This is a genomic window from Microcoleus sp. A6-C6, from assembly GCF_036705955.1.
In the GTDB taxonomy this organism is placed as follows: Bacteria; Cyanobacteriota; Cyanobacteriia; order Cyanobacteriales; family Microcoleaceae; genus Microcoleus.
In genome coordinates this window covers 1-16,092 of the sequence record NZ_JAUBVR010000104.1, presented here as the reverse complement: position 1 = coordinate 16,092, position 16,092 = coordinate 1, and the positions used below count along the sequence as shown (strand labels likewise).

Annotated in this window: 13 protein-coding genes; 6 read left to right on the top strand and 7 right to left on the bottom strand. The window is 45.5% G+C overall.

Annotated features, from left to right (window positions below):
- Positions 1-127 precede the first annotated feature (127 nt).
- Complete coding sequence (locus QUB52_RS26375) at positions 128-1,507, bottom strand: HEAT repeat domain-containing protein (protein WP_332975102.1); 1,380 nt, start codon at positions 1,505-1,507, stop codon at positions 128-130.
- Between the two features lie 216 nt (positions 1,508-1,723).
- On the opposite strand from QUB52_RS26375, the gene QUB52_RS26370 reads away from it, so the two are divergent.
- A complete protein-coding gene (locus QUB52_RS26370; protein ID WP_332975101.1) occupies positions 1,724-2,593 on the top strand; it encodes a lipid kinase in 870 nt (289 codons plus the stop codon).
- A gap of 279 nt (positions 2,594-2,872) precedes the next feature.
- Here QUB52_RS26370 and QUB52_RS26365 read toward each other — a convergent pair whose 3' ends face one another.
- From QUB52_RS26365 to hemW, 4 genes are all read right to left on the bottom strand, one after another.
- Positions 2,873-4,426, bottom strand: a complete 1,554-nt coding sequence (locus QUB52_RS26365) for an FAD-dependent oxidoreductase (RefSeq protein ID WP_332975100.1) — start codon at positions 4,424-4,426, stop codon at positions 2,873-2,875.
- Between the two features lie 367 nt (positions 4,427-4,793).
- Entirely contained in the window at positions 4,794-5,066 is a 273-nt protein-coding gene (locus tag QUB52_RS26360) for a DUF1830 domain-containing protein (RefSeq protein WP_265234615.1), read from the bottom strand.
- Between the two features lie 114 nt (positions 5,067-5,180).
- On the bottom strand, positions 5,181-5,441 hold the full coding sequence (locus QUB52_RS26355; protein WP_265234616.1) for a hypothetical protein: 261 nt from the start codon (positions 5,439-5,441) through the stop codon (positions 5,181-5,183).
- A 226-nt stretch (positions 5,442-5,667) separates the two neighbouring features.
- A complete protein-coding gene (gene hemW, locus QUB52_RS26350) occupies positions 5,668-7,035 on the bottom strand; it encodes a radical SAM family heme chaperone HemW (RefSeq protein WP_332975099.1) in 1,368 nt (455 codons plus the stop codon).
- 373 nt (positions 7,036-7,408) lie between these two features.
- Between hemW and QUB52_RS26345 the strand changes: the two genes are divergently transcribed.
- The 3 genes from QUB52_RS26345 to QUB52_RS26335 all read left to right on the top strand — a co-directional run bounded on the left by QUB52_RS26345 (position 7,409) and on the right by QUB52_RS26335 (position 11,616).
- Complete coding sequence (locus QUB52_RS26345) at positions 7,409-8,488, top strand: PIN/TRAM domain-containing protein (RefSeq protein ID WP_265234619.1); 1,080 nt, start codon at positions 7,409-7,411, stop codon at positions 8,486-8,488.
- Positions 8,489-9,101: 613 nt separating this feature from the next.
- A complete protein-coding gene (locus tag QUB52_RS26340) occupies positions 9,102-10,481 on the top strand; it encodes an MBOAT family O-acyltransferase (protein ID WP_265234620.1) in 1,380 nt (459 codons plus the stop codon).
- A 16-nt stretch (positions 10,482-10,497) separates the two neighbouring features.
- Positions 10,498-11,616, top strand: coding sequence for an SGNH/GDSL hydrolase family protein (locus tag QUB52_RS26335; protein WP_265234621.1), 1,119 nt, complete (start codon positions 10,498-10,500; stop codon positions 11,614-11,616).
- Between the two features lie 118 nt (positions 11,617-11,734).
- On the opposite strand, the gene QUB52_RS26330 is transcribed toward QUB52_RS26335, so the two are convergent.
- Positions 11,735-13,942 (bottom strand): Tex family protein, encoded by a 2,208-nt coding sequence (locus QUB52_RS26330; RefSeq protein ID WP_332975097.1) that lies wholly within the window; start codon positions 13,940-13,942, stop codon positions 11,735-11,737.
- 199 nt (positions 13,943-14,141) lie between these two features.
- Here QUB52_RS26330 and QUB52_RS26325 point away from each other — a divergent pair, with 199 nt between their 5' ends.
- Positions 14,142-14,498: a Uma2 family endonuclease gene (locus QUB52_RS26325; RefSeq protein ID WP_321161582.1), complete on the top strand. Its 357-nt coding sequence runs from the start codon at positions 14,142-14,144 to the stop codon at positions 14,496-14,498.
- Positions 14,499-14,555: 57 nt separating this feature from the next.
- Entirely contained in the window at positions 14,556-14,927 is a 372-nt protein-coding gene (locus QUB52_RS26320; protein ID WP_321161583.1) for a Uma2 family endonuclease, read from the top strand.
- A gap of 107 nt (positions 14,928-15,034) precedes the next feature.
- Here the strand turns inward: QUB52_RS26320 and QUB52_RS26315 are convergent, their stop codons facing one another.
- Positions 15,035-15,991, bottom strand: a complete 957-nt coding sequence (locus tag QUB52_RS26315; protein ID WP_265234623.1) for a class II fructose-bisphosphate aldolase — start codon at positions 15,989-15,991, stop codon at positions 15,035-15,037.
- Positions 15,992-16,092: the final 101 nt, after the last annotated feature.

Below are 16,092 nucleotides of genomic sequence, written 5' to 3'. Positions count from 1 at the left end.
AATTATGAGTTAGCTCTAGGGGGATTAAATTGAAAACCTTCTATTATAGCATAGATTTTTTTTGCAAGAGGTCTACTGTCAACTGTTAACTGTCAACTGTCAACTGTTAACTGTCAACTGTCAACTGTCAACTGTCAACTGTCAACTGCCATTCTTGCAGGGCGATCGCAATTCCCTGTTTCAATCCCGGTTCGAGACTCTCTTGCTTAACTAAACCGGCTAATTTCTGCCTAACTTTACCAGTATCTAGCTGTTTGAGAGCTGATAAACTATGCAGCCTGACGCTGTTGTCAGCATCTGCCAACAGTTGAATTAGCACATCTAGCGCTCTCATATCTCCTAATTGCCCTAACGCTAAAGCTAAAGATTGTTTAATTTCCACGGACTGCACGGCGGGATGATTACTTTCAAGTAAATCGATCGCAATTTCAGCAGCTTTGGCTTTTAATTCCGGCTTTTCTACTCGCCCTAAAACAGTGACAACCTCTTGACAAACAGCAGATTCAATGTTATAGTTTTGTAGATTTTCGTCAGTAGTTAACAATTGATTGGTATTTGTCAATTCGCCAAAATTTGCGTTAATAGCCGATCGCCCAATCAGCGCAGTTTGCAAATATCCTAAACTGGCTGGCGTTTCAATCCAGCCTAGGGCGCGCACAGTTTCGATTTGCAATTGCACCGGAGTTGTGGGCGATCGCAGCAATTCAAATAAAGCAGCCGCTGCTGCATCGGTTTTCAGCCGCCCGATCGCGATCGCCGCTTCCTGACAAACTTCTAATCGAATATCCCAAAGCAAAGGTTTAAGCAACTTAACTAAATCCAATTCTGCATCTAAATAAGCACGAACTCCCAGAGCTCGCACCGCTTCTTTTCGGACTGATGTCGCCACATCTGTGAGCGCACCTACCAGTATCGGCGGAATGCGGGAGTCGTGAAAACTACTCAGCGCCTCGATTGCAGCCACCCGCACCGCAACTTGAGAATCTTTGACGACACTCAACAACGGTGCGATAATTTCGGGGCGGCGAATTTGGGCGAGGGCTGCTGTGGCAAACTGTCGCGAGTCTTCCTGCTGTAAGAGAGTTGCTAGGGATTCTATGGCTGTCGTGCCGAAATTCGCGAGGGTTTCCGCCGCAATTTGGCTCAATTCTTCCTCGGAATTTTCGATTAATTTTACTAAAGCTGGTATCACTTCCGGGCGATCGAACTTTCCGAGGATGCGGGCGGCAAACCACCGGGGCTCGGTGTCTGCGTCTTCGTCTTCGAGCAGGGCGATTAAAGGTGCGATCGCGCCATTTCCCAGATTAGGCAATACTTTAGCAATTTCCCAGCGGTCTTGAAAATCCCCCAATTCTAAGGCTGCGATTGCTAAACTGACAGCTTGCTCTAAAATATGTTGTTCCGGCTGTTGGCTGCCCTTGGCTGTCACTTGCTGCAAGCATTCGACTAAAAGAGGCCAGTTTTGGCGATCGGCAGCAGCTTGCGCTTGTTCTACAATATTAGACATAATTTTAATTTAGCTTCAAGAAGGTAGATGGCAGCTAGCTGAGAATGAAAAATACTTTTCAGCTATATTCTGCTAAAATTACCCATTTTTTGACATTTTTGTCAATCCATCATAACTGGCAAAATGGAAATCAAGCATTAATTTCATACAGTTAAGCAATCAAGCTATACTTTTCGTAATTTAAAACGCTCAATATCCCCAATTTGAAATTACCAGATGAAAAAAGCTCTACTTTTAGTAAACCAGCACTCCCGAAAAGGGCAAAAATCATTATCTCAAGCCACTATACAATTACAATCACTAGGCTTTGAGTTAATTGTAGAATCTACCAACCACCCCGACGAACTTTCCGACACAATTCGGCGCTACAAAAATCAAGTCGAATTAGTCATCATCGGCGGTGGCGACGGCACACTAAACTGCGCCATCGAAGGTTTAATCGACACTAAATTGCCCCTCGGTATTTTGCCAATGGGAACTGCTAACGATTTAGCCCGCACTCTCGAAATCCCTACAGATTTATCCGCAGCTTGCCAAGTAATTGCCAGAGGTAAAGTTCGCCTCATAGACTTAGGTTGGGTAAACGGACAGCATTTTTTTAATGTGGCAAGTTTGGGATTGAGCGTGCAAATTACCCAGCGGTTGACTAAAGATGTGAAGCAGCGCTGGGGAATTTTAGCTTATGCGATTACTGCTTTACAAACAATTTTGAAATCGCGACCATTCAGAGCAGAAATTAAGGTAAATAACCAATGTTTTTATGTTAAAACAATTCAGATTGCCATTGGCAACGGTCGCTATTACGGCGGTGGCATGACAGTTGCCGAAGATGCCACAATCGACGACAGACGACTAGATTTGTACAGTTTAGAAACACAACATTGGTGGGAAATCATTGCTTTGCTGCCAGCGATGAGACAAGGAAATCATAGCAGTTGGCCAAACGTTCGCGCCTTGCACGCTCAAGAAATCGAGATTAATACTAGCAAGCGCCGTCGGATTAATACCGACGGTGAAATCACAACTCACACACCTGCAAAATTCCGAGTAATTCCCCAAGCTTTAGCAGTTATCGCTCCTGCATAACTCACAACAGCTTATTAGGGACGGGCAAGATGCCCGTTCCACAAAAAATTAATTTTCTTGTGGAATAAGCCGTTCACTTAACGCTTTTTTGTCCGAAGAGAACGTCCGCGTGTTAGCAATCGCAGTATATATTTTTCACATGGTTTGATAGACCCAACAGTCTTAAGTGAACCGTATTGAATTTTAACCGCCGCTTCTTCAACCCGCGCACCATCCGGGTTTTGTCTGTATAGACGCGGTTTCAACCGCCCAGTCTTCTAAAAATCAAATTACTGAGAATTAATAATCCCCTCCAGCGCCGTATTCCCACGCTTCAACTAATCGGTGAAAATAATATTGCTGTTCCACACCTAAATTTTTCACCTGCGGTTCTACCGCTTTCCCCAAAGGCTGCAATCCCGTATAAATCCCTAGATTAACATAATGAACCATCCAATCAAGTAAATTAGCTATTCCCACCTGCGGGATAATTTTCAAAACTAATCCAGGATGGCTAATTGCTGTTTTAAACAAAGTTTTTGACAAAGCCGGGAACAGCACGATATCCTGAAGAAACGGTTTGAGCACTGGTTCTCCCAACTCTTCCATTACCTGAAATACAGTAGCCAAAAGTTGATTGATTTGATTGGGATCTATTTTTTGATTCATCGCAGCACTCATCGAACGCTGAAATAACCAGGTGACTGATAAATTGGGTTGATAAGGTTGCAAAAGTGCCAGGGAATTTTTGTCAAGACTTTCGCTTTTCAAAGCTTCGTCAATTCCGAAAGTTAATCGTTTGAGGTGGCGCACCATTGCCCCAAAACCACCGAAGCTGAGGGGCGATTGGCTACCACTGCTATCTCCAACTGGAAGTATCCGATTCCAAGGCATTTTTAGAGGGCTTTGGCGGTAGCAGGGAAAGAATCCGTAGAGTGCTCTTTGGAATTTTAACTGTTCGAGTTCGACGTTTTGATATTCGGGCAGCAAGCGCAAATATTCTTCAAATAATGTTTCTAAACTGAATCTTTCTGTGTCAGCGTCTATGTAGGTAAATAAGTAAGTGGTGCGCCCGTCTCTAGCGGGAAATGCTTCCCAAAAGTATTGGCATTGATTTTGCATTGGGGTGAAGGATGCAAATATGTCGCCAGTCTCATTGTTGGGGTATCCTTGGGCGCAACTGCCGACTACTAAACATACTGCGTCGGGTTTTTTGCCTTGTCTGGCTTGGCGGACAATGGGCGAAAAATGTCCCATTGCATCTAATAATAATCGAGTTGCAAATAAATTGTTTTCGGTATTTTCGGATTCTACGAGAACTCCGTTGGGGTGAATTGTTGCTGTTTTAAATGGTGTATTTTCAAATAGTTTGCCTCCGGCTTGGATAAATTTTTGTTTGAGGGTTTCGAGGAGGTAAACTGGATCGATTCCGATGTTGAGTACGTCGCACACCCAGATGTCGGGGGTGTTGGTAAAGCTGATGCGGGCTGGGTTGTATTCGGTGGCTATTGCTTTGTCTATCTCAGCAGCCGTCAGCAAATTTAGTTCGAGGAATGCGTCTAATTCTTTGCGAGAAATGTTCCATTCTTGTTCGCGCCCTCGCAGGATGCCGCGTTCGAGTAAGGCGACTCGCCAACCCCGCACGGCTAAGGCTGTACCGATTAATATTCCTAGGGTTCCGCCGCTGATAACTATGTCGAAATCGAGGGTTTCTAGGGGTTGTTGGCTGTGTTTGACGGCTTGGGGTGCTGGTGCGGTGTTTTGTTTGAGGTTTTCCCAGAGTCGATCGACCTTTCGCAGGCCTCCGAGGGCGTCTCCTGGCACTTGGGAGAGGATTTTTTCGGTGAGGGACATCGGGTTTTAGTATTGAACAGTGGTGGATTTTAAGTAGAAGGAAGAAGGAAGAAGGAAGAAGGAAGAAGGAAGAAGGAAGAAGGAAGCATAGATACACAGTAAGCTTTTTAGCGCTCGGTATTTTACGTTTAATTAGGTGGATTTACTTATCTAATTGAGCTTATAAGCTGGTCTGCATTTAAATTTAACTTTTCGGGCGGGCAGGATGCCCACCCCACTTATTTTATTGAAACTCTTGTGGGGTGGGCTTCTAGCCCGCCCGAAATATACAATTTAAATACGCAACAGCTTAATCACACCGATAAACCCGGTTTCTGAAAAAAAAACCGGGTTTCTACCCCTCGCTACTAAGTCTGGGGAATCATTTTCAATCAGCCGCGCTTAATTCTTCAACTCGCAGCCGATCGCACAAAATTCCATCGCACACAATAGCACCCGTCTCCGCACACCTGCAAACTTCTAACTGAGCTTCTGGTAATGCTTCAAACAAAAAACGTTCCCCCGGAAATACCGTCCGCTCAAAATACCAATTAGGTATATTTGTGATCCGAGCAATTTGTACTTTGCTGGTATTATTCAGATACCAACACAAAATGCGCGTATCACCTTCGCAAATTACCTCATTTAGTGTCAAATTCATATTTTTAAGTTGTTTGTGAAATTGTGCGAGCGATCGGCGACGAACCTAGAATAAATATAGCATATTCCCAGTTAAAACACAATTTTTTATACATTTTTTTTTACATTGTTTGGGTTAATTAATCAATTTCGCCGTGGAAATATCAGCGCCTTCCACGTATTCCCAAGAAGGTGCAAAAGCAGGCATTGCTAAAGTGCAAGATTTCCATCCTCCCCTCACAGGTGCGTTCAACAATTGACAGTGACCGACTGAACCTCTTGCCTGTTGGTAGTGACCGCAAAAATTACACTTGGAAGCCAGATTGCCAACGCGATCGCTAATTACAAGGCAGGGCTGGTTTTGGGTTTGGTTGCGCTCGATAGTTAAAGTGTTCATTAAATTACTTTTTAAATGTTCAGTCTTAAGTATGACGGCTGGAGTGCAGTCGTGGCCTCTATCTCAAGGCTTAGTTCGCCTTTAAGTTTTGTGTAGGGATCGATAGAAAATATATTATTTTTGACAGGATCAAGCTAGGGAGCAATTGAATTTCCTTTCGGTGGTATTGGCGGCCCCGGCTTTAGGGCCGATCGCGCTTGCTGGGGATATACTTCCTCAGACAGAGCTAATTATCCTCACCTAACTTGCTGAACAAATCGGCTAAAATTGTATTAGAAAATAAAAAACCTTCGGGATCGCTCAACCTCAAATTGCCCGAAAGTGGCAGTTTCCCGGCCTCGCCTAAAATTGCGTGAAGCGGATCTATCCCGTAGGGAATCGCCCCATCCACCGTCACAATTTCCACCCATCCTTGTCGCCAATAGGGCTGCAAACAACGCCAAATTTTATCAACCGTTTGCTGAGTAAACTTTTCAGTCAGCGCCGACAGGCTAACTCCTGCTGCTAAACGCAAACCTAGCATCAGCGTTTCCAACAAAATGTCATTTTCTGAGACTTGAAAATTTTGCTCAATTTCTCGCTTAATATCTGGCTGGGTTTCCCCACTAAGTTTTGGGGTAGCTGGAGAATTGACGGCAGAGATCGATCGCACCCACTGATAATATTCTTGAGTTTTGCGAGGCCTTGTCACCCTGCGGCCTTGTACGTAACTAGCCGCCCCCATTCCCAAACCGTAATAAGGGCGATTTTCCCAATAAACGCGGTTGTGGCGACACTGATAACCGGGCTTAGCGTAATTAGAAATTTCGTAATGTTCGTAGCCAGCCCCAGTCAAAATTGAGCGCGCCAAACGGTACATTTCAGCAGCGGTTTCATCTGCTGGTAACGGCTGCGCGCCTGCTTCAAAGTACCGCCCGAAAGCTGTTCCCTGTTCCACAATTAAGTCGTAACTCGACAGATGAGTCGGGCAAATTTCTACTGCCGATTTTAGGGAAGTTTCCCACTGTTCTAAAGTTTGGTGCGGCAATCCCGAAATTAGGTCTAAACTGAAATTAACAATCCCAGCCGATCGCACTATTTCTACTGCTTCAAAAATTTCGGCCACCGAGTGCGATCGCCCGCAAGCTTGCAGCAATTCATCCTGAAAAGCTTGCACTCCCAAACTAATTCGATTTACTCCCGCCGCTGCATATCCCCGCAACTGTTCTAAAGTAAAAGTACCAGGGTCTATTTCTATAGAAATTTCCGCCCCAGCATCAATCCCAAATTTTTCGTCGAGAGTCTCTAAAATCTGGCTCAATTGACCAACAGAAAGCAGTGAAGGCGTGCCGCCACCAAAAAAAACTGTCTTCAGAGACGCGCCGAAATTTTCAGTTTCTTGAATTTCTTGACACAGTACGGCAACGTATTGCACGATTGTGCCGGAATTATCGCCATTTTTGCGATCGCCCACCACAAAAACCGGAAAATCGCAGTAGTAACAGCGACGGCGACAAAAAGGTATGTGCAGGTAAGCCGAACTGGGAGTCCCCCAATTTACTGCTTGCACACTTTTTTTAAATTCAAATGTTAAATAATCTGTGGTATTGTCCATTACTTTTTAGCCCAACTTGCCAGTTCAAATCTAAAATTTTAATTAAACTGTCATAAATAATTATGTATATTATGACGAATTTTTAATAAAAGCACAATGTCACGGATGAGCTTTTCCAGTTTAACCGCAATCGGTTTTGAGTAGCAGTAATTCCCGAATTGACCGCTCTCTGGGCCGTTGGTACCAATTTATCAGAGCTAATCGGGCGCGCTGAATGCCCGAAGGCTCTATCGCAGATCCCTCAAATGGTACAAGCGCGAAATATAAATTAATGAAAATCTCTAAGTAAATATAGCGATATCCGATCGCAACTAGGAAAAAACTATCAGCACTGTAAAGATATAATGTAAACAAATTCATTAACCTAGAACTAATGCTAGACGCAATCATAATTATCTCATTCATAATCGCAGGCGGAGGCATCGGCTATTACGGAGTCGAACTCCTGCCGAGCAATCTGCTGGAGCAAGTTACAAATATACAAGGTTTAAGTTCTGTACTAGGTTCGTTTGGAGCATTAATCGGCTTCGTGATGGGATTAGTGGCTCAAACAACCTATCGACGCTTGGAAAAACAAGTCCGCGATATGCCGGTGGAGATGCTGCTGACGCGGGCGATCGGCTTAATCATCGGACTGCTAGTCGCGAACTTAATGCTGGCTCCGCTGTTCCTGCTGCCAATCCCCCGCGAATTCGGCTTCATCAAACCTCTAGTCGCAGTCTTGGGAAGCGTCATGTTCGGCTTCACAGGTGTTAGCTTAACCGACACTCACGGCCGCGCTTTCTTGCGACTGATCAACCCCAAAAGCTTAGACACGGTGTTGGTAGCCGAAGGCACTTTCAAACCAGCCGCTGCCAAAGTTGTCGATACAAGCTGCATTATTGATGGTCGGATTGAAAACCTACTAGAAACAGGTTTCCTTGAAGGTCAAATTATTATCCCACAGTTCGTCCTGCAAGAATTGCAACTGGTAGCTGATTCCGCCAACGATCAAAAGCGAGTGCGCGGGCGACGCGGGTTAGATATTCTCAACCGCATCAAAGAAACATATCCAGAACGGATTCAAATTCACTCGGCTGACTACGAAGATATAGCCACAGTCGATGCTAAATTAGTCCGCTTCGCTTTGGAGATAGACGGCGTTTTGCTCACCAACGATTACAACTTATCGAAAGTAGCTACCGTCCAAAAACTACCGGTTTTGAATATCAACGATTTGACTCATGCGGTTCGCCCGACTTATTTGCCCGGAGATACGATCGAACTAAAAATCCGCAAAGAAGGCAAAGAACCCTCTCAGGGCATCGGTTACTTGGATGATGGCACAATGGTTGTCGTAGAAGCAGGTAGCAGTTACGTCGGTGCCGAAGCACGAGTGGTAGTCACCAGCGCCCTGCAAACCAGCGCAGGCCGCATGATTTTCGCCCGCCCTCAAGAGTCCGCTATTGCTTGAAACTCGCAGACAATGGCTAGGGAAATTAGGATTAAATTTTGCGATCGTTCCAATCTGCCTCGACTCTCTACCGCGCCCGGTATGACGAGTCGGGGCAGTGTTTTTTTTGTGTCTTAACTGTTGGGAATCGGTAAGTAAAAACAATCCTTTTTACTTCTACGGCGGCACTTGGAAAGCCAGCAAGGAAAAATAATCAGCTTCTTCTTTTTCTTCTTTTCTCTTGCTTCGCGTGCTTCGCGTCTTCGCGGTTCAATAATATCAATATTTAGAAACGAGGAAGCACCCATAGCCTATCTGTATTTCGGCAAAAACACTATTAACTCTTTCTTGATTAACACATAAATTACGTTCTCTTCCTGAGTCCCTCCCTCGGACATCATTTCACCCTTGGGCGGTTTCCACCGCAGTCCGCTCTTTTAAAAATGTTACCGAACATTCTGATCACGATCGATAGCAATTCTCAATCAATCGTAAAGTTTTATACTTTTCGATCTGACCCTGCACGTTCGCGTCTTTGCGGTTTGTTACGAAAAAAAATGTTCCGATCATTGACAACTGGTATCTCTCTAGATACGATTCATTTAGCGATCGCTAAAATTTCAAATTTCAAAAAATGTTGTTTAACTCCACATTATTTTTGGTCTTTTTGGTCGTGGTGGTGTATGTCTATTACTTGCTGACACCGCAATACCGACGTTGGTTTTTGTTATTGGCTAGCTACTGCTTTTATTGGGTGTGGAGCGTACCGTACTCACTGCTAATGGTTGGCTATACCCTGCTAGCCTATATAACAGCTCGCATTATCGACTCATCAACTAAAAATAGAGACAGAACTACTGCGTTAATTAGTTTTCTAGTTGTAGTTTTAAGCACTCTGTGTTTGTTCAAGTACGCAAACTTCTTTTCGGATTCGGCTTACTCCCTGTTAGGATTTCATCCTTGGCCTCAACTGAATCTGCTATTGCCTCTGGGCATTTCTTTTTACACCTTCGAGACGATCAGCTACGTAGTCGATGTTTACAAGCGCATTACACCGGCTGACAAGTCACTTCTGGACATAGCACTGTACGTTATTTTTTTCCCTCATCTTGTGGCTGGGCCGATCATTCGTGCAGACGATCTCGTTCCGCAGTTGGCGTGTCGGGCATCGGTAGATTGGGTTCGGATTCGCAGCGGCATTGCCCAAATCATCTGGGGGATGCTGAAAAAAGTTTTTATAGCTGACCCGATGGCACCCATTGCCAGCGAGGCTTTTAGCGCGCCTGAAAGTGTTTCCGGGCTGGGGCTGTTATTGGGTACCTTCGCCTTTGCAGTTCAAGTCTACTGCGACTTTTCTGGTTATTCAGATATTGCGATCGGGTCTTCTCGCCTATTGGGAATTGAACTGCCACCAAATTTTGACAGACCTTATTTGGCCTACAGCATTACTGATTTCTGGCGCCGCTGGCACATTTCACTGTCAACTTGGCTGCGCGATTACCTTTACATTCCCCTCGGTGGCAACCGGCAGGGCAAACTCCGTACTTATGTCAACCTGACGATCACAATGCTGCTGGGAGGTCTCTGGCACGGTGCTGGATGGAACTGGGTTGTTTGGGGGGGTTTGCAAGGGGCAATGCTCTCAATGGAACGAGTGTTTGGACTCGCGTCGGCGCCCAAGTCGAAAGCGAGTTATTTAATTCGCTGGCTGTTTACCTTTTGTCTAATTTCTATTTCTTGGGTACTCTTCCGATCGCCTGATTTGAACAGTGCTGGTGCGGTATTGGGGCGGATATTTACCTTTGCTGACGGCCGGATACCTATTGACTATCGCCCGCTGTTATACCTGGGCTTAGTTTTGCTAGTTGAATGGGCGGATGTGAAGCAACGGTGGATGAGCTGGGCTCAGATGCACCCAAATTTGCTCAAGTGGATTGCTTGGGCGATCGCAATTGCGCTGATGTTTACCTTCGCCGGTGCCTCAAGTTCAAATTTCATTTACTTCCAGTTCTAATTCGGATTGATAAGTTATGCTCCAGATATTTAATGACCAGGCACTTTCTCATGTAAAAACCGCATTTCGCCGCACTTCAATAGACTTGTCAAAGCTATTGTTAGCAGCTTTATTATTGGAAGGAGTTCTGCAAGTTATTGCTCCTGAGTACGCGAATAACGTGTTCGATCGCGAATTTACAGGCGGCCATCCCATCGCCATGAGCAGTGCGGGAAATCGCGGCCCGCTGCTGCCCATCCAGAAAGCTCCCGGCGAAGTGCGAATTCTCGGCATGGGGGATTCCACAACATTTGGGACTGGGATTGCAGCAGAAGATACTTGGCCAGCTCAACTAGCAACTGTTTTCCAGAAAAATGGTGCCAAGGCAACCTATCTCAACAGCGCGATAGAAGGTGTTACCCTCAAAGAAATTAACTATGTTTATCGCAACCAGTGGTCTGCCTACAAACCAGATGTAGTAGTGCTAGCAGTAGACAACAACATGGTATCGATGACGTGGTTTCGCCGGGAGGACAAAGCTGTACCGAAAAACCCCTATCTAGAGCCTGCCCCTGAATCCAAACTGGAAAATTTGAAAAACGGATTAAAACAAGTTACTCGCGTCTTAGCTTCTCCTTCCTGGCTCAGAATCAACTCCCAAAAAGGCTTGTATTTGTTGGGTTTATCCAATAACAACATCAAGCCGGAAGTTCCTTTGGGCGCAACGCTAGCCTCTGGCTGGAAGCAGGCTAATCTGCCTCCAGATCTCCCTGAACGCGCTTGGAAGCAGTTTGAAACAGATTTGAGTGTACTCCGGGACTCGATTGCTGCTGACGGTCGATCGTTGGTTGTACTTTATTTGCCGGCTCGTTTTATGGCTTTTGACGGGTTTTCTGACAATGAGCAGCAAGTGCCCAAAAATCGGTTGACTATTGACGCGGGGAAGCGACTGGGGGAAATTAGTCAGTCACTGGGTGTGCGCTATCTCGATGCTACTGAACCAGTCCGCCGCGGTAGGGCGGAAATTGCCCAAAAAGAAGGTCGTTCTGCTCCGATGTACATTAAGTTTGATAGTGTCCACCTTGACAAAGACGGCAATCAAGCTGTTGCAGAAGACTTGTTCGGGCTCCTTAGCAAATCTGAAAAAGCTCGATAAAATCTGTCTTTAGTGTTGATATCATGTCCGGTCGATCGCTATAACAAAAATGATTTGTAGTGCGGACTTTAGTCCGCTTTCATGTTGCGGACTGAAGTCCGCACTACGAACCCTAGTTTTAGCGTCGGCGCGGGGTCGGAAGCCGAATATCGCTCTTTTGCGGTTGCGGTTTTTCTTGCAGCTTCATGGTCAAACTAACCCGCTTTAACTTCTCATTAACCTCCAAAACCCGCACTTTCACAACTTGTCCGACTTTGACAATCTGGTTTGGATCGTCCACGAAGCGATCGGCTAATTGAGAAACATGAACCAAACCATCTTGGTGGACTCCCACATCAACAAACGCTCCAAAGTTAGCTACATTAGTGATGATGCCTTCCAATTCCATCCCAACTAGCAAGTCAGAGATTTCGTTAATTCCGGCTTGGAAAGTGGCATATTTAAACTCAGCCCGCGGGTCTCTTCCCGGCTTTTCTAGTTCCGAAATAATGTCTCGGAGTGTCGGTTCTCCGACTTTTTCTGTCACATATTTTTTAATATCTACAGTCTTGACTTTTTCCGATATTTGTGTTATTTCGGTCAGCGGCAAACTTAAATCTTTGGCGATCGCCTGCACAACCGGATAACTTTCGGGATGAACTGCTGTATTGTCCAGGGGGTTTTCGCCGCCACGAATGCGGAGAAATCCGGCTGCTTGTTCAAAAGCTTTCGGGCCGAGTTTTGGAACTTTTAGCAGTTGGCGACGATTTTTAAACGCGCCGTTTTCGTTGCGGTAATTAACAATATTTTTGGCAACTGTTGCTGTCATTCCCGACACAAAAGTCAGCAGTTCTTTCGAGGCTGTGTTTAAGTCAACTCCGACATAGTTAACGCAGCTTTCGACTGTTTCGTCGAGTTTCTTTTTGAGCAGCTTTTGGTCAACGTCGTGCTGGTATTGACCGACTCCGATGGATTTCGGGTCAATTTTCACAAGTTCGGCTAAAGGGTCTTGCAAGCGCCGTCCGATGCTGACTGCGCCGCGAATTGTGATGTCGAGGTCGGGAAATTCGGCGATCGCCACATCACTCGCTGAATAGATCGATGCACCGGATTCATTCACCATGACTTTAATCGGTTTTTTGTCCATATCTGCCAAAACTTCCGACACAAAGTCGTCTGTTTCGCGGGAAGCTGTACCGTTGCCGATCGCAATTAATTCAATTTTATATTTTTCAATCAAATGCTTGACAATTTTACCAGCTTGCTGTCTTTGACCTACGGCTTGGTGGGGAAAAATTGCTTGATATTCCAAAAACTGCCCAGTTTCATCGAGGGCGGAAACTTTGCACCCGGTGCGAAATCCCGGATCGATCGCCAATGTGGGTTTCATTCCCGCCGGCGCTGACAGCAGCAACTCGCGGAGGTTGGTTTCAAAGGTGGCGATGGACTCGATGTCAGCGATGGCTTTGTTGTGCGATCGCACTTCCGTAATCAACGAAGTCTTCATCAGACGGTTGAAAGCATCCCTCAAGGTCGATCGATAAAACTCCTTAACTTCGGGTATCCTAGTTCTAATTTCGCGCTCTTCCAAATAAGCCATCACCGCCGATTCATCAAAGGCAAATTCTAAATCTAAAACCCCCTCCGTTTCCCCGCGAAACAGCGCCAACATATTATGTGACTGAACATTTCTCGCAGCAACTTGATAACTGCGGTACATTTCAAATTTCGTACTTCCTTCCGGGAAATCAGCTTTAATTTTCGAGACAAAAACCCCAGTTTTCATCAAAAAATCTCGCAAATAAGCTCGGTATTCAGCTTTTTCGGAAACTGCCTCCGCCAAAATATCCCCAGCACCTTTGACAGCTTCTTCTGCTGTCTTCACTCCCTTTTCTTCCGAAATATATTTAGCTGCTTCCGCTTCCATATCGGCAGGTTGAGCCGTCGGCAAGTTCAGACACTTAATAAAAATTGCCAGCGGTTCCAAACCTTTTTCTCTTGCAATTGTCGCCCGCGTCCGCCGCTTGGGTTTGTAAGGCAGATAAAGGTCTTCGAGTTCATTTTTTTGCAAGCAAGACTCAATTTTCGCTTGCAATTCTGCCGTGAGTTTGTCCTGGGAGGCGATCGTATCTAAAATTGACTTTTTGCGGTCTTCGATTTCCGTCAAATAGGTAAAGCGATCGGAGATATCCCGCAAATGAATTTCGTTTAGTGAATCGGTACGTTCTTTGCGGTAGCGGGCAATAAACGGAATAGTTGCGCCCTCGGCGAAAAGTTCCAGAGCATTATTGACTTGGGAGAGATTGATGGAAAGTTCTTGAGCAATCAGTTGAGGAATGTTGAGCATAGTGCAAATTTTAGAGTCAATTGCTGGCGGTTACTCAATTATTTATGAGTTGCGCTAATTAAGAGGGAAATGAACCGCAGAGGCGCAGAGGACACAGAGGAGGAAATGAGATGAATAAGACTTTGAGAGAGAGTTTTATCTGTGATCATAGCACTGTTACAATGATGTTAGCATAAATGCAGTCTTTTCTCAATATTATATGTTGCCTTTTAAATATCCAGTGCCGCAAAGCGATCCGCCGCGATCGCCCAGAGAAACGCTACCGACAATGTACGATTTGCCTAGCGAAGACCCGGAGGAACCTAGTTTGCCCGACGAATTTCACGATTTGCAGCCGCAGTTATTAACCCTGGCGTTTCGCCCTCCAAATTATCAGGCTTCTGAGATATTTAGCAGCACCGACATCAACCTGTATTATGACGTGCAGCACACTCTGTGGCACAAGCGCCCGGATTGGTTTGGAGTGGTGGGAGTTCCCCGACTTTACAATCGATCAGAACTACGGATGAGTTACGTTACTTGGCAAGAAGGTGTGAATCCTTTTGTAATTGTATAACGGCTTTCGCCGGGAACAGAAAAAGAAGATTTAGGCGCAAATATCGATGATGAAAAGTTGCCCAGTCAGCCGAATGCTGTCGGTAACGGGCAAGTTTTGCGGCCGGAGACGAATGAGAAACCCCCTAGTAAATGGGAGGTTTATGAGCAGATTTTGCGGGTTCCTGTTTATGCTGTTTTCAGCCGCTATACTAACAGGTTGCGAGTGTTTGCATTGAATGCCGGACGCTATCAAGAATTAGAATTGTCTGACTCGCGAGTGTGGATTGCTGACCTAAGTTTGGGCTTGGGTTTGTGGGAAGGGGAGTTTCAGGGAATCGATCGCCTGTGGTTACGCTGGTATGATGTTGATGGCAATTGGATTCTGACTGAGGCGGAACAGCGGCTGCGGGAATCTGGCATCGATCCCGATCAATTTTTAAACCGTTAGAAAGGACGGTTGAAACCGCGTCTACACAAACGAAGAGAAGACGGCGGTTGAAACCGCGTCTACACAAACGAAGTCCACCTCCGTGGACTGAAGAAGATAACGTAATTTTAACCCGCGAAGGTGGGTTTTGTGTGTATAGCAGCGGTTTCAACCGCCCGGTTTTCTTGTTTATTACTGGCACTATTTGCGGTCAATTCGTCCGCATAAGGCGACTGATGCAAATAAGCTTTACCCGCAGAACCAAAAAGTTGTAGTTTGCCAGAAATCACCGATCGCATAGCATCGATCGCCTTTTGCATCACTTCCAACAAATCCGGGTCAGACAAAGAACTGCTAGTTTTCAAAACATCCATATAAGCATCGCGAACTTCCGTATTTACATTAAACTTAGACACACCTAATTTAATAGATTGATTAATCATTGATTCCGGCAAACCGCTAGCACCGTGCAACACTAACGGCACCGAAACTGAAGCACGAATTTTTGCCAAACGCGGAAAATCGAGTTTTGGTTCGCTGAAATATTTACCGTGAACGTTGCCAATTGTTACCGCTAAAAAATCCACCTTAGTTGCTGCAATAAACTCTACAGCTTCAACTGGATCGGTCATCTTTGCGGCTTTTTCTTCAATTGTCAAACCATCCTCCGTGCCGCTAATTCTGCCGATTTCCGCTTCAACTACCGCACCGTTAGCGTGCGATAATGTAGTCATTTCGCGCGTAAATATTAAGTTTTGTTCGTAGGACAAAGGAGAACCGTCTGCCATGATTGACTTGATGCCGGCGGCGAGGGCGAGGTGAATGTCCTTTTCTGAGGTGCTGTGATCTAAGTGTACTGCGATCGGCACTAAAGACTTCCGTGCTGCTTCCATGCAAAGCGCGACTAAAGGCGATTTTCCGTACTTAAGCGCGCTGGGGTGAAGTTGCAGCATCGCAGGACTTTGCAGCGCTTCAGCGGCATCAATCACGGCTTTTACTCCTTCGAGGTTGTACACATTAAAAGCGCCGATCGCATAAGCATTTCTCCGGGCCGTGTTCAGCAATTCGCTAGTTGAGGCGAGCATAAGTACCTGGCATAAAAAATTTTCAGAAGGAAGAAGGAAGAAGGAAGAAGGAAGAAGGAAGAAGGAAGAAGGAAGAAGGAAGAAGGAAGAAGGAAGAAGGA

Coding starts and splice junctions, on each gene's coding strand:
- QUB52_RS26375 (WP_332975102.1), bottom strand. CDS start 1,507: ATGTCTAATATTGTAGAACAAGCGCAAGCTGCTGCCGATCGCCAAAAC.
- QUB52_RS26370 (WP_332975101.1), top strand. CDS start 1,724: ATGAAAAAAGCTCTACTTTTAGTAAACCAGCACTCCCGAAAAGGGCAA.
- QUB52_RS26365 (WP_332975100.1), bottom strand. CDS start 4,426: ATGTCCCTCACCGAAAAAATCCTCTCCCAAGTGCCAGGAGACGCCCTC.
- QUB52_RS26360 (WP_265234615.1), bottom strand. CDS start 5,066: ATGAATTTGACACTAAATGAGGTAATTTGCGAAGGTGATACGCGCATT.
- QUB52_RS26355 (WP_265234616.1), bottom strand. CDS start 5,441: ATGAACACTTTAACTATCGAGCGCAACCAAACCCAAAACCAGCCCTGC.
- hemW (WP_332975099.1), bottom strand. CDS start 7,035: ATGGACAATACCACAGATTATTTAACATTTGAATTTAAAAAAAGTGTG.
- QUB52_RS26345 (WP_265234619.1), top strand. CDS start 7,409: ATGCTAGACGCAATCATAATTATCTCATTCATAATCGCAGGCGGAGGC.
- QUB52_RS26340 (WP_265234620.1), top strand. CDS start 9,102: ATGTTGTTTAACTCCACATTATTTTTGGTCTTTTTGGTCGTGGTGGTG.
- QUB52_RS26335 (WP_265234621.1), top strand. CDS start 10,498: ATGCTCCAGATATTTAATGACCAGGCACTTTCTCATGTAAAAACCGCA.
- QUB52_RS26330 (WP_332975097.1), bottom strand. CDS start 13,942: ATGCTCAACATTCCTCAACTGATTGCTCAAGAACTTTCCATCAATCTC.
- QUB52_RS26325 (WP_321161582.1), top strand. CDS start 14,142: ATGTTGCCTTTTAAATATCCAGTGCCGCAAAGCGATCCGCCGCGATCG.
- QUB52_RS26315 (WP_265234623.1), bottom strand. CDS start 15,991: ATGCTCGCCTCAACTAGCGAATTGCTGAACACGGCCCGGAGAAATGCT.